Below are 25,597 nucleotides of genomic sequence, written 5' to 3'. Positions count from 1 at the left end.
CTAATCAAACGTAAGGATAATGTTATGAATGAAGTTTCTGGAAAAGTAGTCATCATCACAGGTGCAAGTAGTGGCCTTGGGGAAGCTACTGCGAAAATGCTAGCGGAAAAAGGTGCTAAATTAGTGTTAGGCGCTCGCCGTGAAGACCGTCTTAAAAAACTTGTAGATGAAATTGAATCTTCAGGTGGACACGCAACCTATAAAACGGTCGATGTCACGAAAAAGGAAGAGGTTGAGGCACTTGCAAAAGCTGCAATAGATACCTACGACCGCATTGACGTGCTAGTCAATAATGCTGGCCTTATGCCCCTCGCTCCGCTTGACGAGATGAAGGTTGATGAGTGGGACCAGATGATAGATGTAAACATTAAAGGCGTTATGTACGGTGTAGCAGCGGTTTTAGGGCGCATGCGCGAACAACAAAGCGGACATATTATCAATCTATCCTCTGTGGCGGGTCATGTGGTTTTCCCAGGAGCTACGGTTTATTGCGCCACTAAATTTGCAGTTAAGGCAATAAGCGAAGGTATTCGCAAAGAGTCAAACGGTCAAATTCGCTCAACGAATATTTCACCAGGTGCAGTGGCGACAGAGCTTACTGACCACATATCTCACAAAGACTCGAAGCAAATGGCAGAAGATATGTACGACGATGCTATCGACGCAGATGCAATTGCCCGTGCTGTAACTTTTGCCATTGAGCAGCCTGGCGATGTAGATATCAACGAAATGATCATCAGACCTACCAATCAGGAACTCTAGTACCGATCATTCATTACTTAATGAGGTGGACCAACCATCTGCCATTTAATATGAAAGCCTGCTGAGTGCAGGCTTTAAATGACTGTATTTAGTTAAATTACCTTTTCGATGGCATATAGTTCTTCATCAATAACTTGTAAGCGCGATGCTACAACCGCTCTAGCATCACTTATGCCTTTGTTATAAAAGGTTGCGCCCATTTCCTTACTGATAAAATCGAGAAGAAACTCTGCGTCAAATTGGCCTAATTCCATATTTAACTCATCATCACAGTATCGTTGTAGTTTAGCGACCAATGCGTCTTTTTCCTCACGGGTAAATGTGATTTCGTTCATTTTCATCCCTCTTTTGTTATTTGTAATAACGTCAACTTTACTGTCTTTGGCTAATAGCATTTTTGTTAAGACAAACTGTTTGAAGACACTTAAACGTTATCATGCTTATAATTTTGCATATTAACGTGTTTGCTAACCACTTGTTACCGGTAGCCATAACGGTCTAATTAAAAAATGCCCTACGTTGTATACGTTTATACAGTGACATTCATGACCATGCCTGTGTGACTGTGCTCCTAACTTATCATTGAGCCAGTTAATGAGAACGCCCGCCTAAGTGAACATCGCACTTCACTTTTACTTATGTCTTACTATCAAGATTTGAAAATTGACTTAACCTACCTTGCCAGTACTATCTGAAAACAATCTAAAAACGTAGAGATAAAAAATGGCAGCAAACGCACTGTTTAAGCCTTATTCACAAGGCAACCTATCGTTAAATAATCGCATCGTTATGGCGCCCATGACTCGCCAGTTCTCACCTAACGGCATACCTACCAGCGATGTTGCCGGTTACTATAAACGCCGCGCTCAAGGTGGTACTGGTTTAATCATTACCGAGGGTACTACCGTAAACGACAAAGTCGCTACCATGGATGCGAACATTCCCCAATTCCACGGCGACGAGGCCTTGGCCGCATGGAAAAATGTGGTAGACGAGGTTCATAGTGTAGACGGTAAAATCATGCCACAGTTGTGGCATGTGGGTATGGCACGGGTCGCAGACAAAGCGCCCTACCCTGAGCTGCCAAGTGCGGGGCCGTCGGGACTCTTCAAACCTGGAAAACAGGGCGCTGAACCCATGACGGTTGAACACATTGAGTCTGTAATATCCGCTTTTGCTCAAGCAGCGGCTGATGCCAAAGCAATTGGCATGGATGGGATAGAAATTCACGGAGCACATGGATATCTAATCGACCAGTTCTTCTGGGAAGGCACTAATCAGCGTACTGATAGCTGGGGCGGTAGTATGGAGAATCGTGGTCGCTTTGCGGTGGAAATAATCAAAGCTATTCGCGCAGCAACTGGTCCCGATTTTCCTATTGTGCTGCGCTACTCACAATGGAAACAGCAAGACTACACCGCCCGTTTAGCACACACGCCACAGGAACTAGAGAAGTTCTTGCTTCCACTCAGTAATGCTGGCGTAGATATTTTTCATTGTTCACAGCGCCGCTACTGGGAGAGTGAATTTGAAGAAAGTGAGTTAAACCTTGCAGGCTGGACTAAAAAGATTACTGGAAAACCTACCATTACCGTTGGTTCAGTAGGGCTTAATGATGACTTCTTCGGTGCCTTCAAAGGCCAAGATTCAAGCACGCGTGCTGTTGACGATTTACTCGAGCGCCTTGATGCCGGTGAATTTGATTTAGTCGCGGTTGGAAGAGCCTTGTTACAAGACCCCAACTGGGCCAATAAGATTAAAGAAAACCGAACTCAGGAACTAGAACAGTACTCTGGAAAGGCTCTAGCTACCTTGTCCTAATTCGATGAGCTAATTGAGCATTTCAACTAGCACTGCATACAGTGCTAGTTGCTCTTAGAAGGGATTCGAAGTTAACCTTACTCATGGGCCTTGCTATGTAATACCCTTGACCATAATCGCACCCCATTGCTTTGAGAATTTCAAACTGCTCTTGAGTTTCAATACCCTCTGCTACCACTTTTATTCCAAGCTTTTTAGCCATAATGATAATAGCTTCACACAGCACTTTATCGTTACTTACGTCTGTCATCGTTTTAACAAAGCTTTTGTCGATTTTTATAAAATCGGTAGGAAACTTTTTCAGATAAGAAATAGAAGAATACCCCGTACCAAAATCATCAAGGGCTATACCAACACCTGCTTGCCTAAACTGGAACAACTTTTTAGAAACCTCTTCGTCGGCCTTCATTAACAGGTTTTCTGTGACCTCAAGTAAAATCGATTTCGCTGAAACATTTATCTCGAGCAATTTGTTAAGCCAGTTCGTAATATTCGATTCTTGATGAAAATATTGGCAAGGTGATGTGTTTATACTTATTTGAAGATCACGGCGATAATGTGACTGCCAATGCTTTACATTCCTACACACTTCATCAAAAACCCAGTCGCTAATTTCGATAATTAAACCAGACTCTTCTGCTAAAGGAATAAATTCATCCGGCGGAATTCGACCTTTTTGAGGATGCTGCCATCGAAGCAAAGCTTCCGCCTTTAAAATCTGACCATTACTAAGTGTCGTTATAGGCTGATATTCAACGAAAAGTTCATTGTTTTTAACGGCATAGCGGAGGTCATTTAAAAGAGACAGTCGCTTTACCGCAGCTTCATGCAAGTCTAAGGTATAAAATTTGTAACTATTTTTCCCCGACGCTTTCGCTTGGTACATGGCTTGGTCTGCGTACTTCAACAAGTCTTTCGTATTACTAGCATCATCTGGATATAGAGTTACCCCCACACTACCACTTGTATGTACGCGATCAATATCGATAACAAACGGCTCTGCAATCACTTCAAGCAGCTTCTGTATTATGGCGTCTACTGAACTTAAGCTATTGATGCTATTTAAAATGATAACAAATTCATCACCACCTAGCCTACAAACGGTATCATTAGCGCGTACGTTTTGCGTAAATCGCTTAGCACACTCTTTTAAAAGCTCATCGCCTACATCGTGTCCGAGGGTATCGTTTATATCTTTAAAGTTGTCGAGATCTAGAAAAAGAACAGCAACCTTGTCATTTTCTCTTTTAGCTGTCTTAATCGCTAAGTCGAGGTGATCCAGCATAAGGTTCCTATTCGGTAGACCAGTAAGCGTATCGAAGTTGGCTTGTTTCCAAATAAGGTCGTTAGCCAATTCTCTCTCTATCGCTATACTCGCGATATGTGCAAACTGCTCTATGAGAATGATTTCTTCGGGCGTGGGTACCGCTTTATAACTATGATAGATTGCGAAGGTGCCAATTACGTTCCCGTTTGACCCTCTAATAGGTTGAGACCAGCAGGACGCTACCCCCGCCTGTGCAGCCAATTCTTGATAGCCATCCCAAAAAGGGTGTGTACTAATATCTTCCACAACAGTTGGGTTGTTAGTGGCTGCTGCATTGCCACAAGAGCCTACACCATGCCCAATTTCAAGTCCGTCTATAGCATCGTTATAAAAATAGGGTAAGGACGGCGCTGCACCTTTTCTTAACTTGCCATCTTGCAGCAGCAGAATACTACAGAGCTTATTCGGATACTCTCCTTCAATGGCATCAACAATATCGAAAAGTACACTGTGAAGTGATTCCGCATTTACTACTTTTTCGAGAATAGTACTTCTAACCCGCGTAAGCTTTTGCGTTTGCTCGAGTTGATTTTGGTACTCAGTAATTTGCTTTGATAGCTCAGCATCTTCTTTCCTACAAATCTCTGCGTTTGCGAGCTCAGCTAGCTTTTCTAGCTGAAAAAGCTGGCTTTCATTAAAGTCACGTGGCTGCGTATCAAGTACACATAGAGTACCCACAGCGTAACCATCTACAACAAGCTTTATTCCCGCGTAGAAGCGAATATGGGGCTCGCCCAAAACAAATGGATTATCTGTAAAGCGCGGATCTTTTTTGGTGTCAGGGATAATTAATGGGTCTGTTTCACAAATAGTGTGGCTGCAAAAGGCAATATCGCGAGCGGACTCTTTTATCTCAAGATTGACTGAGGATTTAAACCACTGTCTATCGCTATCAACTAGCGTTATCGTTGCGAATCGGCAATTAAGTACACTACTTGCCAAACTCGTGATCCGATCAAAACGCGCTTCGTTTTGAGTATCTAAAAGCGCTAACCTTTTGAGGACAGATACCCTCTCGACTTCGTTAGTTAATGCTCCAGATATTGACACTCTATGCTCCAATAAACTTACCCACCATTACCGCCTTTTTATTTAGCCACTCGGGAACAACGACATACGCATTGTTTATCGCTGAACTTTAGCATTACGGATAGCAATATAACATTTTGCTTTAGTCTAAAAAGATAAGTATCTCTCGTTACGTTTTACCCAAAAACATGTGAGCGTTAACAACCTGTTGAAAAATGCTTACAATAAAATTTGAGGTAGTTAAAAGTGCAACGCACTATTTTCCGTGTAGCAAGCTATCTTTTTATCACCAAATAGATGCCACCCAGCGTCATGATAGAAGCGATAACAACCTGAATGCTAAGTTGCTCACCAAGTATAGCCCATCCCATCAAAGTTGCGATTACTGGAACGCTTAACTGAACAGTGGCAGCAGTAGTTGATTTAATAAGTGGCAGCACGCTGTACCAAATTGCATAACCACATCCTGACGCCATAATGCCAGAAACCAGTGCTAATAAGGCGCCAGTACTGTCGAATACTAATTCAGTACTATTCAGTGATAGTAAAAAACCAACTAATGGAATACATAAAATAGATGCGTATATAAAGTTGCCCGATGTAGCAAAAAGTGCGGACTTGCTCTTTTTGCCTAATAGCGAATATACACCCCATGCAATACCTGCGGTGACCATGATTATGCCAGCTAAAAGCGGTGGCGCTGATGCACTCGGTAGCAACAAAATTACCAGACCGGCAAATGCAAGGAGGAAACCTAGCCATTGAAAACGCTTAAACCGTTCTCCTCTTGCAAGGCCAAAGCTGATCATAGTCAATTGTACTGCGCCGAATAACAACAATGCCCCTGTGCCAGTAGCCATAGAAATGTAGGCGTATGAAAAACAAAGTGCATACAAAAATAGTGAAGCGCCACCGAGGAAGGTTGCATTACTTTTTAGGTTAACCCAAAGGCCTGAGTCCCCTGGTACTTTTCGCAAAGAAAAGAGCGACAAGAACGTAAGTGCAAGAGCACCACTTGTTAAGCGCAACGCGGTAAAGCTAGCGGGGTCAATATCTGTATTCGCCAGCGCCATTCTGCACAGCAGCGAATTTGCGGCAAACGCAACCATTGCCACCGTGACTAAAGAAAGTGTTCTAAACAATGTCCGCTCCTTTGCGCTCACCTTTATCTCTAGAAATACATTCTTCAAAAAAGTATAACGAGAATAATAACGTCAAAAACTTTTTTTAAATGACCTAATACTAGAAGTAAGTTATAACCATCAAACGAAAAAGAGGACCGTAAGGTCCTCTTTTCTTTAAAGTGCTAGCAGGTCTGTATCTAAAGAGACAGGCCTAAACGCTCAGCAACTTCAATATAAGTTTCTACAACCGATCCAAGTCCCTGTCTGAAACGGTCCTTGTCCATTTTCTTACGAGTTTCTTTATCCCATAAGCGACAGCCGTCAGGCGTAAACTCATCGCCTAACACGATGTTGCCATCTTTATCGACACCAAACTCAAGTTTGTAGTCAACTAGAAGCATACCTGCTTCGTCAAACAATGCTTTAAGTACATTGTTAACTTTAAAGGTAAGCGCCTTCATTTCAGCAATCTGAGCTTCGGTTGCCCAACCGAATGATAGAATGTGATAGTCATTTACCATTGGGTCATGAAGCGCATCGTTTTTAAGGAAAAACTCGAAAATAGGTGGGTTAAGCTCTTTACCTTCTTCAACACCTAGTCTGCGCACTAAAGAGCCAGCAGACAAGTTTCTCACCACACACTCGACAGGGATCATGTCGAGCTTTTTAACCAAAGACTCAGTATCAGAAACCAAAGCTTCAACTTGTGTTGCAATGCCCGCTTCTTCAAGCTTAGTCATTATAAAGTGGTTAAACTTGTTGTTTACTTCACCCTTGCGATCAAGCTGCTCTATTTTTTCGCCATCGAACGCTGAAGTGTCATTTCGAAAGTGAAGAATTAGTTTATCGCTATCATCAGTGTAATAAACAGTTTTTGCTTTACCTCGGTAAAGCTCGTCGCGTTTTTCCATTCTCAGTCTCAGTTATATATCAAGGTTATCTTCTGACATGACCTCAGCAAATGCACTGTAAAGGTCGGAAACCTGATTTGCTTCAAACGGTATACTTTCATTATTCATGAAGGTAACAGATGTGCGATTTGCACCCGCTTTTGCAACTTTCAAACGATAATCACCCTTTTTAAGTAATTCGGCATCGCTTGAGAATAAACCATCCCACCAGCTCCCCTGATCGCCATTATAAGCGACAAAAAGCAGGCCATTTGATTTATCTAAATCTTTAACATCAAACCCAAGTTTACGAAGGACCAAAAGCATTCTCGGCCAAGCAACGTCATATTGCGCTTCTACGATGTATGCTGGGTCACCGTCATCGTTAAAGCCCATTTCCGTATTAATACCTTGACGAATCTTCGCAATTCTTCGCGTTTCAGCAAGCTGAATTTGATATTCGTAATGACCGATAACCTGGTTTAATACTTCAACTTCTTCGCGACGCTCTTCCAAAGAAGAGACCTCTGCAACTACGTCGTTGCCTACGGTTTGCATGTAGTCTTTTAAATCAACCGTTAATGCAGCGCTACGACCGTGAGGTTTAACGTCTAGGTTGAATTCGAAACGGCGACCTATCTCGCTCTCTTCGTCAATAAAGCTATACCAAGGACCATCAATTTCCTTAGTCATGACCATCCAGTCAGTAATCAAAACTTTATCTTCCGGGCTGAAGCTATCTACACCTATTCCCTGCTCATCTAAGAAACTTAATAATGAGTTCCAGATTGCTTGGCTTAGCGGTTGGCTATCATCAACTTGGTCGAACCAAATCGTTGCTGAGCTCTTACCTTCTTCCACGTGAGAACCAGTAACTAAAGGAAGAACCAGCGCAGGAGAACGAACCATCAAGTTCTTACCTACTAGCGACGGGTCTGCTTCTTTGCCTACCTCTGGTAAAGCAAAGTCTCTCGAAAAGGTAGGTGCATCTAAGCCAGGAGGTACTTCTAACGTCTTTTGTTCTTTAGTTTTTAAGTACTCGTAGCTACCAGAAGCGGTCTTTCTATCTATTTGGCTTGAACAACCTGCAAGTGCAACCATTGCTACTGAACTTGCTATAGCCAGCGTTCTTTTCATCTGTATTCCTTATTAACCAGAAATCAATGCGTATTTTTTTAGTAGTTCTTCGATACGTTTTTGGCTTGATAGTTCCGGTAAAACCATAGGTAATCGCATAACAGCACTTTTCATCATTCCCATTTTGTATAACGCCCACTTAGGCATTACAGGGTTTGGTTCAATGAAAAGCTCACTGTGCAATAGCTTGATTGTTTCATCGATCTCTCGACATTTATCGAAATCTTTATTGAGGGCAGTCTCGCACATTTGTGCAATAGCTTTAGGTACTATATTAGCGGTAACTGAAATGACACCATGCCCGCCCTCGCACATGAATTCAGCACTTGTGCCATCGTCGCCACTTAAAATAACAAAGTCTTCCGGAACAAGAGGCTGGGTTTCTTTTAATCGAGCAATATCACCAGTTGCATCTTTAAGACCAACAATATTTTTGTGGGTAGATAATTCTGCAACGGTTTCAGGAAGCATATCAGCTACGGTTCGGCCCGGAACATTGTATAGGATCACAGGCAAGTCGCTAGCATCGGCAATGGCGTTGAAGTGGGCAATCATACCCGCCTGTTGCGGCTTATTGTAGTAAGGCACCACGCTTAAGAAACCATCTATACCTGTAGCACCTAATTGCTCGGTAAGAAAAATCGCTTCGGCAGTAGAGTTTGCACCACTTCCAGCAATAACAGGGATAGCACCTGATGCCATTGCTACTGTTTCTTTAACCACGTTGATATGTTCATCAAACGGTAGCGTTGCTGACTCACCTGTAGTGCCAACAGACACAATACCATGAGTGCCCTGCTCTACATGAAACTTCACAAGTTTCTCTAAAGACTTGTAATCGATATCGCCGTTTTCGAGCATCGGCGTGACGAGTGCTACGTAACTACCAGTAAACATAATCTCTCCGCAAAATGTGAGCGCACATGGTAATTATGTCAGTGCTTAAACACAAGTAATAGCGCATGTAAAATGACAAGAATTTGACAATATCTTATTCAAAGGCGGGAAAAAGGCGCTGACTTCTAAAAAAACTCTGTGCTAACATCCCGACATTATTACCATTGAAGTGAAGTAGATGTCGAAACAACAACTTATCGTTACCATTTTAGGTACAGACAACACTGGCATCCTAAGCGAAATTGCAACAACGGTATCAGAAGCTCAGTGCAATATTTTAGATAGCAGGCAAGCTATATATGGCAAAGAGTTCTCGTTGACTATGATCATTGAGGGAACGCAGACTGCTATTACAAAAGCTGAGTGCATACTACCAGCGTTATTTCAGCGCCTTGATTTGCTGTCGATGATGAAGCGAACAAGCCACCATGAAAAGCAAAATCTCGCGCACCTCTTTAATGTTGAATTTAGTGGCGAAGACGAAACGGGCCTGATTAAAGCCGTTACCGGCTTTTTCGCAGAGCGAGATGCCATGATTAGTGCGTTTAGACAGCGCACTTACAAAGACAAAGCCACTGGTAAAGACAACATGCGATGCAAATTTATTGTTTCGCTTACTTCAGATGAAAATATCGATGTTTTAGAATCTGATCTAATGTCCCTGTTCGAATCGTTAAACGTGACAGGCAAAGTAGTAGACAAACATAAGAAGGATCCCAATGAAAACGTTACAAGCTGGTGATAAAGCTCCACAATTCTCATTGCAGAACCAAAATGACGAATCCGTATCTTTAACTGATTACGCAGGTAAAAAAGTACTCCTGTATTTTTACCCTAAGGCAATGACGCCAGGCTGTACGACGCAAGCACAGGGACTACGTGATGTTAATGATGAACTGACCGCGAAAAACGTGGTTGTACTAGGCGTGAGCCCAGATGCGGTTAAGCGACTGCCTAAGTTTATAGAAAAAGAAAACCTTAATTTCACCCTGCTTTCTGATGAAGACCACGCTGTCGCCGACGCATTTGGTGTGTGGGGACCTAAAAAGTTTATGGGTAAGGAGTATGATGGCATTCACCGTCAAACTTTCTTGATAAACGAGAACGGTGTAATTGAGCATGTTTTCAATAAATTCAAAACAAAAGAACACCACACAGTTGTTCTAGATTACCTGAACAGCTAAATTTCCGTAATATCAAAAAAGCCCCGATAACGAGCAGTTATCGGGGCTTTTTTATACTTAGCGTTAGCTACTTTGCCTCTTCGGGAATTGCAACAGGATTACTTGACCATGCAGTAACCACAGCTTTTACCAATGTAGCAAGTGGTATGGCGAAAAACACACCCCAAAAGCCCCAAAGACCACCAAAGACTAAAACAGCAACAATTATATAAAGCGGGTGAAGACTAACCGCTTCAGAGAATAATAACGGAACCAATAAATTACCATCTAATGCTTGAATAATGCCGTAGGCAATCATTAGATACCAAAACTCTGGCGATATTCCCCATTGAAACATTGCAACAACTGCCACAGGTATTGTGACCACTGCAGCACCGATATAGGGAATGAGTACAGAAAAGCCGACTAAAACGCCAAGCAAAATGGCGTAGCGCAAGTCCATAAGAACAAAAGTCACACAGCTCACTACGCCTACTATAATAATCTCAATCACCTTGCCGCGAATATAGTTAGCGATTTGAGAATTCATTTCGTGGCCCACTTGGGTAATTAAGCGGCGCTCTTTTGGCAATAACCGAGAAATGCTGTCTAGAAAGAAAAGCTTGTCCTTCAACATGAAAAATACCATCAAAGGTACCAGCACCATATAGACTAGCAGTGCGGCTAAATTGGCGATATTACTGAACGAAGCGGAAATCAGGGTTTCTCCTACTTCTACCAGCTTTTCATTTAACCCTTCCATCATCTGATGGATTTGATACACCTGTACGTAATCTGGGTATTTATCAGGTAGCGTTAAGATCCATTCCTGGGCCTTTTGCCAAATTAACGGCGTTTCTTGAATAAGGTTCACGCTCTGTTTTGAGATAATTGGAACCAATCCAATTAAGGTTAAAATTGTGATAGTGATAAATGCGAGCATTACCACGCCACATGCCAGAGTACGGCTAACTCCCACACCCACCAAACGACTTACCGGCCAGTCAAGCAGATAAGCTATGACCGCAGCAACCAGCACAGGCATAATTAGTTCGCCCCACAACAGCAATACTGTGGTGGTTAAAAGAATCAAAATGAGCAGCATTGCCGCGTCAGGGTCAGAAAATTTGCGTCGGTACCATCGACCAAAAACGCTAATCATAGAAACGCCTAGAAATAACCAAGAATAGGACACGCATCATAGTTGATAGCACTAGCAATTAGCAATAAGTAGTAGTTAAGAATCTTTCAAAATCAAACTGGTATGATGTTTTTACAGTATAACTATTAGCGTGTAGAGTGAGAGTTTAAATAGTTGTTAAACAATGCAGAGCAACTTGTCGTAATATTTGCCCAGCGTGAGGCTAGAGTAGTCAGAAGCGTATTGTGAGAGTAGTCAATTGCTGGAAACTCGGTCAAGTAATTGTCTAACTCTTGTCATTAAGACAACTATGAATTTTAAACTTCGTCTACTGGAAAAGTAGACATAAGAAAATAATAAATTTTGAAACTGTTTAGCAACTTAGTGCTCTAAGCGTTATGCAGTATTAAATATGTATAATAATTGTAGGTTCATGAGAAAACATTTTTCAGCATTCTTGGTTGCCCTTTCCTTCGTGCTCACATCGAGCCTAACGGCTGTTGCACAAGATGCCAATTACAGCAATAAAAATGCACTACCTGAAATAGGTGTGGTTGCTTCAGATGCTATATCACTTGATAAGGAAATGATTGTTGGCGATGCAGTCATGCGCCAAATGCGCGGACAAAGCCCGGTTATCTCAGACCCAGTATTGGATGAGTATTTGCAAGATGTTGGCAACCGTTTAGTCGTCCATGCCGACAACGCAAAGTTCCCCTTCGAGTTTTTCTGGGTTAACAACGATGCCATAAATGCATTCGCATTTTTCGGTGGTCATATCGGCGTACATACGGGCTTAATGCGTAGAGCTAAAAACGAAAGCGAGCTGGCTTCAGTGCTTGCTCACGAAATCTCTCACGTTACCCAACGCCATATTGCGCGACGCATGCAAGCCCAACGGCGCTCATCGCCATTAGCATTGGCTTCGCTTATTGGTGGCGTACTCATAGCTATGGCTAACCCTGAAGCTGGCATTGCAGCCATGCAGGCAGGTTCTGCAGCATCGGCACAACTTCAAATTGACTATACGCGGACAAATGAACAAGAAGCAGACCGAATCGGTATTGCTATGCTTGCAAGAGCAGGTTTCGATCCAAACGCTGCTGCGTCTTTCTTTTCTACAATGGCGGAAGAATACCGTATGGTTTCTAGACCGCCTGCACGACTTCTAACTCACCCCCTAACTGAAACCCGTATTGCTGACGCGAGGAACCGCGCTGGGGATTACCCTAGACGTTACCTTCCTATCAACAAACAGTTTGAATTAGCGAAAGCACGAATAAAGGCGCGGTATTCGTTTAAAGCAGATTACGCAATGGAGTATTTTGAAGCAGCGGTAGACCAAGATGTTCAGCGAAGTAAAGAAGCATCCCTTTACGGTTTAGCTCTCGCCTACATGCGAAACGAACACATTGATAAAGCAAAAAAAATAATGGATAAGCTTATTGCCGGCGATAGCGATAACCTTTTCTATCTCGATGCAATGACTGACATTTACATCTCTTTGGGGCAACCGTTAAAAGCGGTAGAAATGCTAACGCCTCACGTTAATCACAATCCGAGAAATCAGGTTCTTGCGCTAAATCAGGCGAACGCCTACATCAGTGCACAGAAGTACGACGACGCTATTTCGTTGCTTAAAGATTTTCTACTGGTTAGGAAGGATTATCAAATAGCCCACCAATTAATGAGTGAAGCGTATCAAAAAGCTAAGCAGTTCTCGCAAATGCATCAAAGCAAAGCGGAAGTCTATGCCCTTTATGGCGCATACAATCGCGCAGTGGATGAACTTCAATATGCCTACAATTTTGCAGGCGACAACCACCTTGCAAAGCAACGAATTAGGGCGCGTATAAAGCAGTTCCGAGATCAGGAAGAACGCTTGGAACGGCTATAGTGCGTTTATAGTGCGTTAGTGTGCAGCGTTACGGGCGTCTATACACTGTTGACTTAATCTCGCTCAGCGCTTTTTAGTTGTTTAAGGCGCTGACGCAAGCCGTCAGCTGTCACTTCACCCATTATCGTCTCTTTGATGTTTCCATCTGGGCCTACAATGAAAGTGGCAGGTAAATATGGAGGCTTTGCCATGGGTAGCTTAGTATCGGAAGAGCTAACAATAACTGGCACAGCAATGTCGTGCTTCTTTGTCATCGCCTTCAATTCAGCCTTTGTTTTGGGGTCGTAATTAATTGCAAACAGCTGGGTATCACTCGGCAAAGACTGATGAAATAACGCTAATTCAGGCATTTCGCGAAGGCATGGTGCACACCAAGGCGCAAAGTAGTTCACAATTACCCATTGTCCTTTAAGACCGTTCCAGCTATATGCTTGACCATCCAAGGTTTCAAAGTCATTTTGAAGACTCTGATAGGTTAAGAAACCGGCTAAAGCTGCTGTAATAAAAAGGATGATAAGAACAAACGGATTAGTTTTACCCACATTGCTGTTTAATGGTGAGAACGACATGCAACCCTCTAATTACATTTGTTTTTGTCATAGTGCCAGATTCTTCCTCCCTTCTCTAACAGATTTTGAAATACTATTCTAAGCATTTTGCTGATTAGGCACGATGTAGAGGTATATTGCGCACTTTATTAACAACTAAGCGTAAACTGCTTGATATTAAGAAGTAAAAACGCAATAGTTCGCGCCAAAAGTAACAACCTTAAAAAGGGGCTTATATGTCAGATATTACTATTATTCATAATCCGCGCTGTTCTAAGAGCAGACAAACGCTTGCGCTACTTGAAGAAAAAGGCGAAGCGCCAGTAGTGGTTGAATATTTAAAACATCCCCTAGATGCACAAGCGCTTAAAGCGATATTTAAAAAACTTAACCTTGAATCGGTTAGGGATATGATGCGTACAAAAGAGACAGAGTACAAAGACGCTAATTTAGGGGACGATGCATTGTCTGATGAAGCACTTTTTGACGCCATGGCTCAGACGCCTAAGCTAATCGAACGCCCAATTATTATTAAAGGCGAGAACGCACGTATCGGTCGACCGCCTGAATCGGTATTGGACATTTTGTAGTGCAACCCGTTCTTGTACTTTATTACAGCCGACATGGCAGCACCAAGCGTTTAGCTGATGCTATTGCCCAGGGTATTTCGTCACAAAATGTGCCGGTTATAGTGCGCACAGTTAAAAGTATTAACGAATCGAGCAGCACTTCTGAAGATGTCTCAAATGATGCTTCTAGTACAGTCCCTGAGGTTACACTTCAGGAACTTGAGCAATGTAGCGCGTTGGCCCTTGGTAGCCCTACTCGCTTTGGCAATATGGCCGCGCCGGTTAAACACTTTTTAGACTCGACAAGCAGCCAATGGCTGAAGGGTGCATTGATTGACAAGCCGGCCTGCGTGTTCACATCGTCATCGTCCATGCATGGCGGCCAAGAGTCCACGCTGTTGTCTATGATGATACCGCTTATCCATCACGGCATGGTAATTTGCGGTATTCCTTACAGCGAGCCAGAATTGCACAACACAAACATGGGTGGTAGCCCCTATGGCGTAACACATGTCGCGCACCACAGTTTAAGTGCTCCACAACAATTGAGCGCAGATGAAAAAGCGCTGTGTTTTGCTCAAGGTAAGCGCCTGGCTACGTTTGCAAAAAGACTAGCAGATAACGATTGATTCGCGATACGACAAACGCGAATAGAGACAACGTTTAGATAAATATTAAAACCTGATTTCTTCGGAGAATAAACATGGCACCAGATACGCGTTTCTTTCGCTATCTAGCACTTATCAGCCACACTGGGCTAATCATATGGATAACACTTTGGCAATTTACATTTACTAAAGAGCATACTTACTCCCCAGTATTTATTGCCCTGTTTTATATTTTACCCTTGTTGTTACCCTATTGGGGTGTATTGAAAGGCAAGCCATATACTCACGCCTGGGCGAATTTTGTTGTTTTATTTTACCTTATACACGGGTGTACCGTTGCCTACGCCGTGCCTGCTGAGCGCTGGTATGCAGTAGTAGAAATAGTTTTGTGCACCGGCATGTTTGTTGGATGTAGCGCTTTTGCCAGAAAACGTGGTCGCGAATTAGGGTTAGGCCTTAAAAAGCTAAAAGAAGAAATGAAAGAAGAAAAAGCACGTTTTGAGCAAGGACAACAGTAACGCTTAGCTAATCCAGGTTAAACTCACGTTTGGCTAATTCAGGTTAAGCTCACGCTTTAGCTAATTTAGGTTAAGCTCACGCTTTGCTAATTTAGGTTAAGCTCGCGCTTGGCTAATTTAAGTTAAGCTCGCGCTTTGTTAATTTAGGTTAAGCTCGCGCTTAACCATGCCCACCGACAGGCGTTTTTGTTCTTGGAGTGAGCGGGTGTCTAGGCGGGCTAGCAAAGACATGAGGCTTTTTAAATCGCGTTCACTATGGTGCAAAAGGAACTGTAGTGCTTGATTTGAAAGCTTAAGGCCCCGCTCTTCAGCGCGCAGGCGTACCGCCTCCTCACGGCCGCTATCATCAAGCTGATTCACGTGATAAATAACGCCCCATGCTAAACGGGAACGTAAATCAGGTAGCACGAAAGCCGGGTTTGATGGGCCTAAATGGCTGGTGCAAATCACCATCGCTTGTTTAGCTTCCATAACGCGATTAAACAAATCAAACAGCGCTTCTTCCCAGCGTTTATCACCCGCTATGGCGTGTATGTTATCTAGCGCTATCAGCGACAGGTTTTCCAACCCTTCAAAGATATCTAAAGACCAAGCTTTAAAGTCATTAAGATTTAAGTACAGGTGATTGACAGATCGGCCTGCTAACTGATGACAGGTGGCAAATAGCAAATGACTTTTGCCAACCGCACTGCTGCCTAATAAGGTGAGTAATGGAAGTTGCAATGACGCTAAAGCGCTCAATTTCGAGTCATCTCGCCAAAGCGGTAGCGCTTTTGAAATCTGCTCAAGCACTGAAACCACTTCTTCGTTACCCGTAGAAACGAAACTATCGAAGTTTTCATCTACAGGTAACGTTACTGGCAAAGGCAGCTGCATGCTAATTTAATTGCTCCAATAGAAACTATTTTCGTTAACGGTTTGTCCATAGGCGTCGGTTACTGGGCGTAGTTTATTTTCTAACTTGAAGCTGTTGAGTAAATCGTCAACCGTGCCTATTAACGTTAAAGAATAAGTGGCCACGGTACCTGATTGCTCTACGAGGATCGCGTTTTCAATCACACTTAAGCTGTTCAAATAGTCTGTGGCACTGGCATAGCTTGCAATGGAACCAACGTTGGCGATTGAGACTTTTATCACCTCTCGTTCAGACTTCTCAATACCCACAACCGCATAAAGCGATGACAAATAATTTGAATACGCGTCTACCAGTGCATTACCCAATTCTTCCGGTGAGTCTCCATAGATGCTGCCGTAGCTTACTTTACCACCGCCAATAAAAATCCAATCCAGCGCAAAGTCGCCTTCATCTGCTCTTTTCGCGTAATTCGCAAATTCGTCCATAGTAAATGGTTCAATTGTATTTGCGAGTTGTCCTGCAGGCGATGTTTCTTCGACGTTTTCACTAGGCTGACCAGTAAGAGCATCGTTCTCGTTTACTAAGCTTTCACTATTTCCTAGTAACGGGTTCGATTCAGCGTCAGCTGAGTCGTTTAGTTGGTCATCGTAACGCTTAGTCTGTGCTTCATCATTAAGCACGTTATCTATAGACTCAACGGTACCAGACGGCACAACGTTTTCGGGTAAATCTGGTATTGCATTTGGGTCATTGCGATATACCCTGGCACCGATAATGTTATCAACGCTATAACGCAAAGAAGCCTTACGAAGCGGCTCTGCAAATCGTCCCCACACATCGTAGGTAGATATATTAACGCTGTCTGTTAAGTCCATTAGAGGAAGGCTGAGAGGTACGCCGCGTTCTTTAGCAGTTTGTTTAAGTGCACGCTGTAGTTCAGTATCGAGTGATTCTTCAAGAATGGCACGAGTTTCGTTTTCGTCCTCTTGAGCCAGCCACACTATAGTCTCAGGGCGTCTGTCACCCCAAAGCGGAAGCAGTTCTCGCTGCAAAATTTCATTGAGTTTCGCTTGGTCGAATTCAGCAATGTAATAGGTTCTGTTGTTATCAAACGCAAAGCGATATGAGCGTAATAACGACTGAGGCGATGTTAATGCCGCTCTCACACCCGCATTATCGAGTACACTCTCGCTGCCTGACATTTTAATAAATACTTGCTTTAACGCTTTTTTGAGCGCTGCTTGCTGAGTGCGCTGTGTTTGATCCTCAACTTGAATTTGCGCTTCATTAACAACAACGCGCTGAGCAGCGTGCGTGACTGCACTGTAATTTAGCATTGCAACAAGGGAGACACTCAGTATTCGTTTCAAACCTACTCTCTGCTTATTTGCCTTGTTGGTGTTACCCATTACTGCCGTCAACATTAACACTCCATACACTCTAAAAATCAATTCCTTGCCTACCCTTTCATGAGCAAAACACTTTTCATATAAAGCTTGAAAGCAGCCCCGACATTCACGTTGTTTACGCTTAATATCCGAGCAAGACATTTTATTTGCCAAGATTTAGCAAGATATTCACCAAAAGATAGCGCTCTATTGTCTTTTATATTCAATTTAATTTCACCCTTAAAATAAAAAAGATCAAAAAGCGCATAAAATAGCCGTCACAAATTGGACTTGTGCCGACTTGCTGGTAGAATCCGCGGTTTTCTACCTCTTAGTTTCAGGGCCCAACCGTGAGCGAAAATAAAACCTCTTTAAGTTACAAAGATGCAGGCGTAGATATCGATGCAGGCAATCAACTTGTTGAACGCATCAAATCAGTTACCAAGAAAACCCACAGACCAGAAGTAAAAGGTAATTTGGGTGGTTTTGGTGCACTTTGCGAACTACCTACAAAATACAAAAAGCCGCTACTTGTTTCAGGTACTGACGGCGTAGGTACTAAACTAAGAGTGGCAATGGATGCGAATCGTCATGACGGTGTAGGCATTGACCTTGTAGCAATGTGTGTTAACGACCTAATAGTGCAAGGTGCTGAACCGCTATTTTTCCTAGACTATTACGCAACAGGTAAGCTTGATGTTGACGTTGCGGCTTCAGTTGTTACTGGTATTGGTGCAGGGTGTGAACAGGCAGGATGTGCACTTATAGGCGGTGAAACCGCTGAAATGCCTGGTATGTATCACGATGGCGATTATGACATTGCGGGCTTCTGCGTTGGTGTAGTTGAGGCCGATAACGTTATTGACGGCACGAACGTTAAGCCAGGCCAAAAGCTCATTGCGTTAGGTTCCTCGGGCCCTCACTCAAACGGTTACTCGTTAGTAAGAAAAATTATCGAAGTAAGCGGCGCTGATGTAAATGCAGACCTAAACGGTAAGCCAATCATTGACCAGTTGCTTGAGCCTACTCGCATTTACGTTAAGTCGGTATTGGCTTTGCTTGAAGAGGTTCAAGTTAGTGCAATTTCACACATAACAGGTGGCGGCTTCTGGGAAAACATCCCTCGCGTACTTCCTGAAGATGCGAAAGTGGTAATTGATGAAAGTTCGTGGGAATGGCCTGCTATCTTCTCTTGGCTTCAAGAAAACGGTAACGTAACGCGTCATGAAATGTACCGCACCTTCAACTGTGGTGTTGGCTTAGTTATCGTTGTTGACGAAAGCGATACCGATGCAGCCCTAAACATCCTTAAGCAACAGGGTGAAAATGCGTGGGTTATTGGTGACATCGCTGCAAAAGACGGCGAAGAGCAAGTAGAGATCAACGCGTGAGTAGTAGTGTAACTAAAATATGCGTACTTATTTCTGGTAATGGCAGTAACTTGCAGGCCATTATTGATGAAATAAAAGGCGGGCGTCTTAACGCTAAAATCAGCGGCGTAATTAGCAATCGCCCTAGCGCTTATGGTCTTGAGCGCGCTAAAGAAGCAGGGATCGAAGCCGTGTGCCTCGATCACACTAATTTTGATACTCGCGAGTCTTATGACGAAGCACTTAAAGCACAAATTGATGCTTTTGGCGCTGACTGTGTTGTACTTGCTGGCTTTATGCGCATCTTAACTCCAGAGTTCGTCGATAGCTTTGCTGGAAAATTAGTGAACATTCATCCATCTTTGTTGCCGAAGTACAAAGGTTTGAATACGCATCAGCGAGCCATCGACAATGGAGATAAAGAGCACGGTGTAAGTGTGCACTTTGTTACACCGGAGCTTGATGGTGGTCCGGTTATCATTCAAAGTCGTGTGCCTGTATTTGATGAAGATACAGCTAGCGACTTGGCTGAGCGTGTTCAAGAACAAGAACGCCGCATCTATCCGCTAGTACTATCATGGTTTAGTGCTGGTCGATTAACGATGCGAAACAATAAGGCAGTTTTAGATGAGCAAGAACTACCAGAATCTGGTTATGCAAGCGATTAAGCCTTTTGCTGTTGGTGCACTGTTTGCGATATCCCTCTCCGGAAACGCGCAAACAACGTCCAGTGCAGAGAAAGCTGAGCTTCCGCTTCAGCCTTACAAGGCTACGTATACCGCTTACAAATGGGGTGACGATGTAGGCGAGGCGAATATTGAGCTTTCAAAGTTAGGCAACCAACAATATTCATTAATTTACACCTCCAAGGTCTCGAAGTTTTTCTTATCAGATAAGCGTAGCGAGCACTCGATCTTCACGGTAAGCGAAGATACGGTTGTACCTTCTGAGTATTACTATAACCGCTCGGGAACTGGGCCGGATAAAGAGCTCAAAGTTACGTTTAGTCAACAAGGTCAAGGGAAGATTAAAGTCGAAAATGGCGAGACCTTTGAATGGAACGGTGAATTTGATAATCAAATTTATCGAATAGATTTGGCCAAGCAGCTAGCCGAAGGTAAAACGTCTCTAGACTATAACTTTGTTAACTACCGCGGCGAGCTACGCCACTACGGCGTTCAAGTTGTAGATGAAGAAGTGTTATCGTTACCTTTCGGAAAAATAGAAACGGTAAAAGTGAAGCTTATTCGTGACTCTAAGAAACGTGAAACTTTTGCATGGTTCGCACCTTCGCTTAACTATACGCTAGTCAGACTTCAGCAGTTTAAAGAAGGCGATGAGCAAGGCGATATCAAGCTAAAGTCGTTTGAAACACTGTAAGTGAGCTAAAGCGCTCCAGCTCTCTTTGTAACAACTTATTTAAATATTAAAAAAGCACGCTTTAAATTAGATTTAGGCGTGCTTTTTTTATTAACAAATTGCGACGTAACCTAACTGCGGTAAGCACCATATAGATAACGTAATTCACGTTTCCAATCACGTTATATAAGTAACGTCTATACTTATAAGTAGTGAGGTCCACTACCCTATTATTTATGTCGTTGTTAATAGAATATTCATGTAAAAATCTTGATCTTTGCCCTATTAAATAATAGGTTTACAGCATGCTGGTCAGACCTCGATCGCTAACGACTTTTTTTGAAGCGTTTTTACAGCATCGAGAATATGACAAGCGTAACGTTTAACGCCTTTCAGGAGTGAAGTATGGCAGATTTTATATGGTTTTTACTGGTCGTTCTGACACTAGCGATTGCTAGCTATCAGCGTACCAGCTTGGTAACGGCTGTTGCCATGGGCGCAGGTGTTATGATTTTAGGCACCCTTTTCGGTGATATCGGCCTGCTAGGCTGGGTAGTGTTCCTTGCTTTAACACTGCCGTTCACACTTGCTAATATCAGACAACAGCACATCTCTAAAAAGTTGCTAGCCTTCTATCGCAAGGTTATGCCGGAAATGTCGAGCACAGAACAAGAAGCTATTGATGCGGGTACCGTTTGGTGGGACGGCGATATCTTTAGCGGTAAGCCAGACTGGGACAAGCTTCATCGCATTCCTAAAGGCCGCTTAACCGCAGAAGAGCAAGCGTTCCTAGATGGCCCTTGTGACAAAGTTTGTTCTATGGTCGATGAATGGCAAATAAACCACAAAGATGCAGACCTACCTCCTGAAATCTGGCAGTTCTTAAAAGAACACAAATTCTTCGCCATGATCATCAAGAAAGAATATGGCGGTCTTGAATTTTCAGCCTACGCGCAATCACGTGTCCTACAAAAGCTGGCCGGTGTAAGTGCGGTGCTATCAAGCACAGTTGGTGTACCAAATTCACTAGGCCCGGGTGAACTACTGCAGCACTATGGTACTAAAGAGCAGCAAGATCACTATTTACCTCGCCTTGCAGAGGGTGAAGAAATTCCGTGTTTCGCATTAACTGGTCCTGAAGCAGGTTCAGATGCTGGCGCAATTCCAGATGTTGGTGTTGTTTGTAAAGGCGAATGGAACGGTGAAGAAGTACTGGGTATGCGCCTTACTTTTAACAAGCGCTATATCACTCTTGCACCTGTGGCTACAGTAATCGGCCTTGCTTTCAAACTTCAAGATCCTGAAGGCCTTCTTGGCGATAATAAAGAGCCGGGTATTACCTGTGCGCTTATCCCTCGCGACACTAAAGGTCTAGAAATTGGCCGTCGTCATTTCCCTCTTAATACGCCATTCCAAAATGGCCCTATCAAGGGTGAAGAAATCTTTGTACCTATCGATTACATTATCGGTGGTCCAGCGATGGCGGGTCGCGGATGGCGCATGCTTGTAGAATGTTTATCAGTAGGACGTTGTATTACCCTGCCTTCTTCTGCTGCTGGTGGCGCAAAATCTGTTTCACTTGCAACCGGTGCATATGCACGTATTCGTCGTCAGTTCCGTATGCCGGTAGGTCATATGGAAGGTGTTGAAGAAATGCTTGCGCGTATTGGTGGTAATGCTTACTTAATGGATGGCGTAACGCGCTTTTCAACAGTGGGTGTTGACCTAGGCGAGAAACCTTCTGTTATCTCGGCAATCTGTAAGTACCATTTAACTGAGAAAATGCGTCAAGTCATCAACGACTCGATGGATGTTCACGGTGGTAAAGGCGTAATGCTTGGGCCAAATAACTACTTGGGCCGCGGCTATCAAGGCGTACCTGTATCAATTACGGTTGAAGGTGCGAACATCCTTACTCGTAACATGATGATATTTGGTCAAGGCGCAATGCGTTGTCACCCTTATGTGCTTAAGGAAATTGAAGCTGCATCTATCGAAGACAAGAAAGAGGCCCTTCAAGCGTTTGATAAGGCAGTATTCGGTCATATCGGTTTTGCAGTTGCTAACACAGTGCGCAGTATTTGGTTCTCGTTAACCAATGGTGCGTTTAGCAGTGCGCCATTTACTGATGAAACAGCGCATTACTATAAATTGCTTCAAGGCTATAGCGCTAACCTAGCACTTCTTACTGATGTTTCTATGGGCGTACTTGGCGGTGACCTTAAGCGTCGCGAGCGTTTGTCTGCGCGTTTAGGTGACATTTTAAGTGGCCTTTACATGGGTAGCACTACTTTGAAGCGCTTTGACGAAGAAGGTCGTTTGAAAGAAGATCTTCCGCTTCTTCATTGGGCGATGCAAACCACGTTGCACGACATTGAAACTGCAATTGATGACTTCTTAGCGAACTTCCCTAATCGTGCAATTGCGGCAGCACTTCGCGTTATGGTTATTCCTTTTGGTCGTCGTATTGGCAAGCCTTCTGATAAAACAGAGCACGCTATTGCGCAAATGCTTCAAACGCCTTCAACTGCCCGTAGCCGTTTAGGCTATGGCCAGTATCTAACTCGTGAGGAAGGCAGTTTGTTTGGCGACCTAGAACAAACACTTGACGATGTATTAGCAAGTGAACCTATCTTCGAGCGCATTTGTAAGCACAAGAAAGCCAAGCTACCGTTCACTCGATTAGACGTACTGGCTGATGAGGCATTAGCTGAAGATGTTATTAACGAAGAAGAAGCGAACTTGCTACGCAAGACGGAAGCAGGACGACTTCGCACCATCAACGTTGATGATTTCGATCACGAAGAGTTAGTAGCTAAAGTTAACTCAACGTCAGCTACTAAGAAACGAGGTGGTAAAGCTGCTTAGTTCAAACCCTAGAAAAAAAGGCCGCGAAAGCGGCCTTTTTTGTCAAAAAATCATTATAGCTACGCTGATTGCTCTGACTGCACAAAGTACTAGCTTCGCCAACCCAGCAACCTGCGGTAGTACTGAGCAAGCACAAGCTTTGTCTTTACTTATTGCTAACGATAAAGGTCAAAAACGCAATCTGTTGCAGTGCAACCCTACACTCGTTGAATTAGCTGAAGTTAAAGTCAAAGATATGGCCGATAGAGGCCTAGTTTCACATTTTTTAGGTGGTAGCCCTAACACTCGCATTCGAGATGCGGGGCTCTCTCTACCTGACTATTATGGTAAGGCTATGAGCAACCAAGTTGAAGCGTTAGCGGGCGGGTACACTACGGCTGATGATGTTTGGTATGCGTTAAAAAAATCCACCTCTCATCGACAGCACTTATTAGGCGAACTTCCGTTTTATGAAGAACAAGACCAAATCGGTATCGCGTTTCATAAAGACTATTCAACACCGCATGTTGAATATTGGGCGATTTATGTTACTAAGTTAGCGGACAATGCGACTTCTTTAGAAGACGATAACTCATCAGCGACGTTACTCTTGAAACGCCAAAAGAAGTTTGATCATGTACCTGATAAAGGTTTAGACATAGTGACCAAGAACGGCAACATTACTTTAAAGACAAAATTTTAGAGACAAAAAAACCGGATGAATCATCCGGTTTTTTTAAAGTGAAGTGCGCTTAGCTAAGCTGAAGCTTATCCATTAATAACACAGCCTGCGTACGTGTATTAATCTCTAGTTTACGCAGTATGGCACTGATATGTGCTTTGATAGTTGCTTCAGTAACATTCATTTCATGAGCAATTTGCTTATTCATCAAACCGGCTCTTAAGTACGAAAGCACCTGAATTTGTTTTGGCGTTAGCTCACGGAAGCGCTGAAGTAACACTTTCAATTCATCATCAACTTTTTCAAGCTCTTCTTCCATACCTTCTGGAAGCCATTTCTTACCGCCGATGATATCTACGATAGCTTGTGCAATTTCTCGCGTTTGCGATACTTTAGGGATGAAACCCTGTGCGCCTAAGCTCATCACTTGTGCTACCACTTCTACCGTATCGCTACCTGAGACTACACCGATAGGGATGTTTGGATACTGTTCGCGTAATGTGATAAGGCCGTTAAAATATTCACCGCCTGGCATGTTAAGATCAAGAAGCACTAGTTCAACGCCGTCGAATTCGTTAAGTTTTGCTAATGCATCGTCCAAACTTCCGGCTTGAATTATTTGTGCATTTTCAAAGTAAGGTTCCAACGCGCCGCTCAATGCCTCGCGAAACAATGGGTGATCGTCTGCTACTAGAATTCTCGTCATTAGCGTTACTGCTTCCTTTTTGTATTATGACTATAGATTAATACTTTAGACCAGTAACGAAAAGACCTAAAACCCAAAAATCCTGTAAAAAACTAACAAATTTAGCGTTTTCCATTGGCATTTACGTATCAGACGGTAAAATTGCGCCCCAAATTGGCTAATAGAAGATTCACAGTGAAGAAACACGACAATATTTATGCAAAGGCACTCAATAAAGTAGATGACTTTAAATTTGATGAGTCTGTCGTTGATGTGTTTCCTGATATGATTCAGCGTTCAGTCCCCGGGTACGAAACGATTGTTCACACCATAGGTGAATTGGCTAAAACTGCAGTCACTTCAAATTCTGTGGTTTACGACCTTGGCTGTAGTTTAGGTGCTGCGAGTCTATCTGTAGCTAGGGCGCTGCCTAGCGAAACATGTAAAATCATAGGTGTAGATGCATCTGAAGCCATGGTTGAACGCTGTAAGCGTGTTGTTCAAACGTTTTCACTTCCAAATCCTATTTCTATCCAGCATGGCTTTGCACAAGATATTGAGATAAGTAACGCGTCCATGGTTGTAATGAACTTTACTTTACAGTTTATTCCACCAGCTGACCGCGAAGCACTATTAAAGCGCATTTACGATGGGTTAAACCCAGGCGGTTTTTTAGTATTGTCAGAAAAAATTCGTCACCCTACCCTCAATGGAAACGAATTACTTGTAGACTTACACCACCAATTTAAACGCGACAATGGATACAGCGAGCTAGAAGTAAGTCAAAAACGCGCAGCGCTAGAGAAAGTCATGTTAACCGACACCTTCAGTGAACATGAAACGCGCCTGAAAAAAGTAGGGTTTACAGATGTAGTGATGTGGTACAAGTGCTATAACTTTACGTCCATGGTCGCCATTAAAAGTTAGGCACTAGCGCATTTCAAGCTTCGTGTTATTTCGATTTCAATACATATAAAGA

The 25,597-nt window shown here is 43.2% G+C and carries 25 protein-coding genes; 14 read left to right on the top strand and 11 right to left on the bottom strand.

Annotation, left to right across the window (positions count from 1 at the left end; genetic code table 11):
* The first annotated feature begins 24 nt into the window (after window positions 1-24).
* Window positions 25-762 carry an SDR family oxidoreductase gene (locus ACXACS_RS11150; RefSeq protein WP_474806582.1) on the top strand — a complete coding sequence of 246 codons (738 nt, stop codon included), beginning with the start codon at window positions 25-27 and terminating at the stop codon, window positions 760-762.
* Between the two features lie 92 nt (window positions 763-854).
* Here ACXACS_RS11150 and ACXACS_RS11145 read toward each other — a convergent pair whose 3' ends face one another.
* Window positions 855-1,097 (bottom strand): DUF2164 domain-containing protein, encoded by a 243-nt coding sequence (locus ACXACS_RS11145; protein WP_474806580.1) that lies wholly within the window; start codon window positions 1,095-1,097, stop codon window positions 855-857.
* Between the two features lie 388 nt (window positions 1,098-1,485).
* On the opposite strand from ACXACS_RS11145, the gene ACXACS_RS11140 reads away from it, so the two are divergent.
* Entirely contained in the window at window positions 1,486-2,583 is a 1,098-nt protein-coding gene (locus ACXACS_RS11140; protein WP_474806578.1) for an NADH:flavin oxidoreductase, read from the top strand.
* 22 nt (window positions 2,584-2,605) lie between these two features.
* On the opposite strand, the gene ACXACS_RS11135 is transcribed toward ACXACS_RS11140, so the two are convergent.
* The 5 genes from ACXACS_RS11135 to dapA all read right to left on the bottom strand — a co-directional run bounded on the left by ACXACS_RS11135 (window position 2,606) and on the right by dapA (window position 8,987).
* The gene (locus ACXACS_RS11135; RefSeq protein ID WP_474806576.1) at window positions 2,606-4,960 is read right to left on the bottom strand and encodes a sensor domain-containing phosphodiesterase; all 2,355 of its coding nucleotides are present in this window, start codon (window positions 4,958-4,960) and stop codon (window positions 2,606-2,608) included.
* A 254-nt stretch (window positions 4,961-5,214) separates the two neighbouring features.
* Complete coding sequence (locus ACXACS_RS11130; protein ID WP_474806574.1) at window positions 5,215-6,081, bottom strand: DMT family transporter; 867 nt, start codon at window positions 6,079-6,081, stop codon at window positions 5,215-5,217.
* A 179-nt stretch (window positions 6,082-6,260) separates the two neighbouring features.
* On the bottom strand, window positions 6,261-6,974 hold the full coding sequence (gene purC / locus ACXACS_RS11125) for a phosphoribosylaminoimidazolesuccinocarboxamide synthase (RefSeq protein ID WP_179983555.1): 714 nt from the start codon (window positions 6,972-6,974) through the stop codon (window positions 6,261-6,263).
* A 12-nt stretch (window positions 6,975-6,986) separates the two neighbouring features.
* Window positions 6,987-8,090 (bottom strand): outer membrane protein assembly factor BamC, encoded by a 1,104-nt coding sequence (gene bamC / locus ACXACS_RS11120; RefSeq protein WP_474806572.1) that lies wholly within the window; start codon window positions 8,088-8,090, stop codon window positions 6,987-6,989.
* A 12-nt stretch (window positions 8,091-8,102) separates the two neighbouring features.
* Window positions 8,103-8,987, bottom strand: a complete 885-nt coding sequence (gene dapA, locus ACXACS_RS11115) for a 4-hydroxy-tetrahydrodipicolinate synthase (RefSeq protein ID WP_269916984.1) — start codon at window positions 8,985-8,987, stop codon at window positions 8,103-8,105.
* 178 nt (window positions 8,988-9,165) lie between these two features.
* Here dapA and ACXACS_RS11110 point away from each other — a divergent pair, with 178 nt between their 5' ends.
* A complete protein-coding gene (locus ACXACS_RS11110; protein ID WP_474806570.1) occupies window positions 9,166-9,729 on the top strand; it encodes a glycine cleavage system transcriptional repressor in 564 nt (187 codons plus the stop codon).
* Entirely contained in the window at window positions 9,707-10,171 is a 465-nt protein-coding gene (gene bcp / locus ACXACS_RS11105; RefSeq protein WP_474806568.1) for a thioredoxin-dependent thiol peroxidase, read from the top strand. The genes ACXACS_RS11110 and bcp overlap by 23 nt, the downstream gene beginning before the upstream one ends.
* A 67-nt stretch (window positions 10,172-10,238) precedes the next feature.
* Here bcp and ACXACS_RS11100 read toward each other — a convergent pair whose 3' ends face one another.
* Window positions 10,239-11,312 (bottom strand): AI-2E family transporter, encoded by a 1,074-nt coding sequence (locus ACXACS_RS11100; protein WP_474806566.1) that lies wholly within the window; start codon window positions 11,310-11,312, stop codon window positions 10,239-10,241.
* A 412-nt stretch (window positions 11,313-11,724) separates the two neighbouring features.
* On the opposite strand from ACXACS_RS11100, the gene bepA reads away from it, so the two are divergent.
* Window positions 11,725-13,188 (top strand): beta-barrel assembly-enhancing protease, encoded by a 1,464-nt coding sequence (bepA, locus tag ACXACS_RS11095; protein WP_474806564.1) that lies wholly within the window; start codon window positions 11,725-11,727, stop codon window positions 13,186-13,188.
* A gap of 53 nt (window positions 13,189-13,241) precedes the next feature.
* Here bepA and ACXACS_RS11090 read toward each other — a convergent pair whose 3' ends face one another.
* Window positions 13,242-13,757 carry a TlpA family protein disulfide reductase gene (locus tag ACXACS_RS11090; RefSeq protein WP_474806563.1) on the bottom strand — a complete coding sequence of 172 codons (516 nt, stop codon included), beginning with the start codon at window positions 13,755-13,757 and terminating at the stop codon, window positions 13,242-13,244.
* Between the two features lie 215 nt (window positions 13,758-13,972).
* Between ACXACS_RS11090 and arsC the strand changes: the two genes are divergently transcribed.
* From arsC to ACXACS_RS11075, 3 genes are all read left to right on the top strand, one after another.
* Window positions 13,973-14,326 carry an arsenate reductase (glutaredoxin) gene (arsC, locus tag ACXACS_RS11085; protein ID WP_474806561.1) on the top strand — a complete coding sequence of 118 codons (354 nt, stop codon included), beginning with the start codon at window positions 13,973-13,975 and terminating at the stop codon, window positions 14,324-14,326.
* Window positions 14,326-14,934 (top strand): NAD(P)H:quinone oxidoreductase, encoded by a 609-nt coding sequence (gene wrbA / locus ACXACS_RS11080; RefSeq protein WP_474806559.1) that lies wholly within the window; start codon window positions 14,326-14,328, stop codon window positions 14,932-14,934. The genes arsC and wrbA overlap by 1 nt, the downstream gene beginning before the upstream one ends.
* Before the next feature lie 74 nt (window positions 14,935-15,008).
* Complete coding sequence (locus ACXACS_RS11075) at window positions 15,009-15,431, top strand: DUF2069 domain-containing protein (RefSeq protein ID WP_474806558.1); 423 nt, start codon at window positions 15,009-15,011, stop codon at window positions 15,429-15,431.
* A gap of 138 nt (window positions 15,432-15,569) precedes the next feature.
* Here ACXACS_RS11075 and hda read toward each other — a convergent pair whose 3' ends face one another.
* On the bottom strand, window positions 15,570-16,307 hold the full coding sequence (gene hda / locus ACXACS_RS11070; RefSeq protein ID WP_474806556.1) for a DnaA regulatory inactivator Hda: 738 nt from the start codon (window positions 16,305-16,307) through the stop codon (window positions 15,570-15,572).
* A 6-nt stretch (window positions 16,308-16,313) separates the two neighbouring features.
* Window positions 16,314-17,711 (bottom strand): DUF2066 domain-containing protein, encoded by a 1,398-nt coding sequence (locus ACXACS_RS11065; protein WP_474806554.1) that lies wholly within the window; start codon window positions 17,709-17,711, stop codon window positions 16,314-16,316.
* A gap of 314 nt (window positions 17,712-18,025) precedes the next feature.
* Here ACXACS_RS11065 and purM point away from each other — a divergent pair, with 314 nt between their 5' ends.
* The 5 genes from purM to ACXACS_RS11040 all read left to right on the top strand — a co-directional run bounded on the left by purM (window position 18,026) and on the right by ACXACS_RS11040 (window position 23,954).
* Window positions 18,026-19,066: a phosphoribosylformylglycinamidine cyclo-ligase gene (gene purM / locus ACXACS_RS11060; RefSeq protein ID WP_474806552.1), complete on the top strand. Its 1,041-nt coding sequence runs from the start codon at window positions 18,026-18,028 to the stop codon at window positions 19,064-19,066.
* Complete coding sequence (gene purN, locus ACXACS_RS11055; protein ID WP_474806551.1) at window positions 19,063-19,713, top strand: phosphoribosylglycinamide formyltransferase; 651 nt, start codon at window positions 19,063-19,065, stop codon at window positions 19,711-19,713. Before purM ends, purN begins: the two co-directional genes overlap by 4 nt.
* Window positions 19,673-20,425 (top strand): DUF3108 domain-containing protein, encoded by a 753-nt coding sequence (locus ACXACS_RS11050; protein WP_474806549.1) that lies wholly within the window; start codon window positions 19,673-19,675, stop codon window positions 20,423-20,425. Before purN ends, ACXACS_RS11050 begins: the two co-directional genes overlap by 41 nt.
* 384 nt (window positions 20,426-20,809) lie before the next feature.
* Window positions 20,810-23,272 (top strand): acyl-CoA dehydrogenase FadE, encoded by a 2,463-nt coding sequence (gene fadE / locus ACXACS_RS11045; protein ID WP_474806547.1) that lies wholly within the window; start codon window positions 20,810-20,812, stop codon window positions 23,270-23,272.
* The gene (locus ACXACS_RS11040) at window positions 23,256-23,954 is read left to right on the top strand and encodes a CAP domain-containing protein (RefSeq protein ID WP_474806545.1); all 699 of its coding nucleotides are present in this window, start codon (window positions 23,256-23,258) and stop codon (window positions 23,952-23,954) included. The genes fadE and ACXACS_RS11040 overlap by 17 nt, the downstream gene beginning before the upstream one ends.
* Before the next feature lie 49 nt (window positions 23,955-24,003).
* Here the strand turns inward: ACXACS_RS11040 and ACXACS_RS11035 are convergent, their stop codons facing one another.
* Entirely contained in the window at window positions 24,004-24,639 is a 636-nt protein-coding gene (locus tag ACXACS_RS11035) for a response regulator transcription factor (RefSeq protein WP_179983573.1), read from the bottom strand.
* A 174-nt stretch (window positions 24,640-24,813) separates the two neighbouring features.
* On the opposite strand from ACXACS_RS11035, the gene cmoA reads away from it, so the two are divergent.
* Window positions 24,814-25,545: a carboxy-S-adenosyl-L-methionine synthase CmoA gene (gene cmoA / locus ACXACS_RS11030; protein ID WP_474806543.1), complete on the top strand. Its 732-nt coding sequence runs from the start codon at window positions 24,814-24,816 to the stop codon at window positions 25,543-25,545.
* Window positions 25,546-25,597: the final 52 nt, after the last annotated feature.

This window comes from Alteromonas sp. AWM4_230 (genome assembly GCF_056158305.1).
This window is presented reverse-complemented; position numbering and strand designations above follow the sequence as displayed.

Excerpts from the sequence above, each read along its gene's own strand:
- ACXACS_RS11150 (WP_474806582.1), top strand. The coding sequence starts at position 25 with ATGAATGAAGTTTCTGGAAAAGTAGTCATCATCACAGGTGCAAGTAGT.
- ACXACS_RS11145 (WP_474806580.1), bottom strand. The coding sequence starts at position 1,097 with ATGAACGAAATCACATTTACCCGTGAGGAAAAAGACGCATTGGTCGCT.
- ACXACS_RS11140 (WP_474806578.1), top strand. The coding sequence starts at position 1,486 with ATGGCAGCAAACGCACTGTTTAAGCCTTATTCACAAGGCAACCTATCG.
- purC (WP_179983555.1), bottom strand. The coding sequence starts at position 6,974 with ATGGAAAAACGCGACGAGCTTTACCGAGGTAAAGCAAAAACTGTTTAT.
- bamC (WP_474806572.1), bottom strand. The coding sequence starts at position 8,090 with ATGAAAAGAACGCTGGCTATAGCAAGTTCAGTAGCAATGGTTGCACTT.
- dapA (WP_269916984.1), bottom strand. The coding sequence starts at position 8,987 with ATGTTTACTGGTAGTTACGTAGCACTCGTCACGCCGATGCTCGAAAAC.
- ACXACS_RS11110 (WP_474806570.1), top strand. The coding sequence starts at position 9,166 with ATGTCGAAACAACAACTTATCGTTACCATTTTAGGTACAGACAACACT.
- bcp (WP_474806568.1), top strand. The coding sequence starts at position 9,707 with ATGAAAACGTTACAAGCTGGTGATAAAGCTCCACAATTCTCATTGCAG.
- ACXACS_RS11100 (WP_474806566.1), bottom strand. The coding sequence starts at position 11,312 with ATGATTAGCGTTTTTGGTCGATGGTACCGACGCAAATTTTCTGACCCT.
- bepA (WP_474806564.1), top strand. The coding sequence starts at position 11,725 with ATGAGAAAACATTTTTCAGCATTCTTGGTTGCCCTTTCCTTCGTGCTC.
- ACXACS_RS11090 (WP_474806563.1), bottom strand. The coding sequence starts at position 13,757 with ATGTCGTTCTCACCATTAAACAGCAATGTGGGTAAAACTAATCCGTTT.
- arsC (WP_474806561.1), top strand. The coding sequence starts at position 13,973 with ATGTCAGATATTACTATTATTCATAATCCGCGCTGTTCTAAGAGCAGA.
- ACXACS_RS11075 (WP_474806558.1), top strand. The coding sequence starts at position 15,009 with ATGGCACCAGATACGCGTTTCTTTCGCTATCTAGCACTTATCAGCCAC.
- hda (WP_474806556.1), bottom strand. The coding sequence starts at position 16,307 with ATGCAGCTGCCTTTGCCAGTAACGTTACCTGTAGATGAAAACTTCGAT.
- ACXACS_RS11065 (WP_474806554.1), bottom strand. The coding sequence starts at position 17,711 with ATGTTGACGGCAGTAATGGGTAACACCAACAAGGCAAATAAGCAGAGA.
- ACXACS_RS11050 (WP_474806549.1), top strand. The coding sequence starts at position 19,673 with ATGAGCAAGAACTACCAGAATCTGGTTATGCAAGCGATTAAGCCTTTT.
- fadE (WP_474806547.1), top strand. The coding sequence starts at position 20,810 with ATGGCAGATTTTATATGGTTTTTACTGGTCGTTCTGACACTAGCGATT.
- ACXACS_RS11035 (WP_179983573.1), bottom strand. The coding sequence starts at position 24,639 with ATGACGAGAATTCTAGTAGCAGACGATCACCCATTGTTTCGCGAGGCA.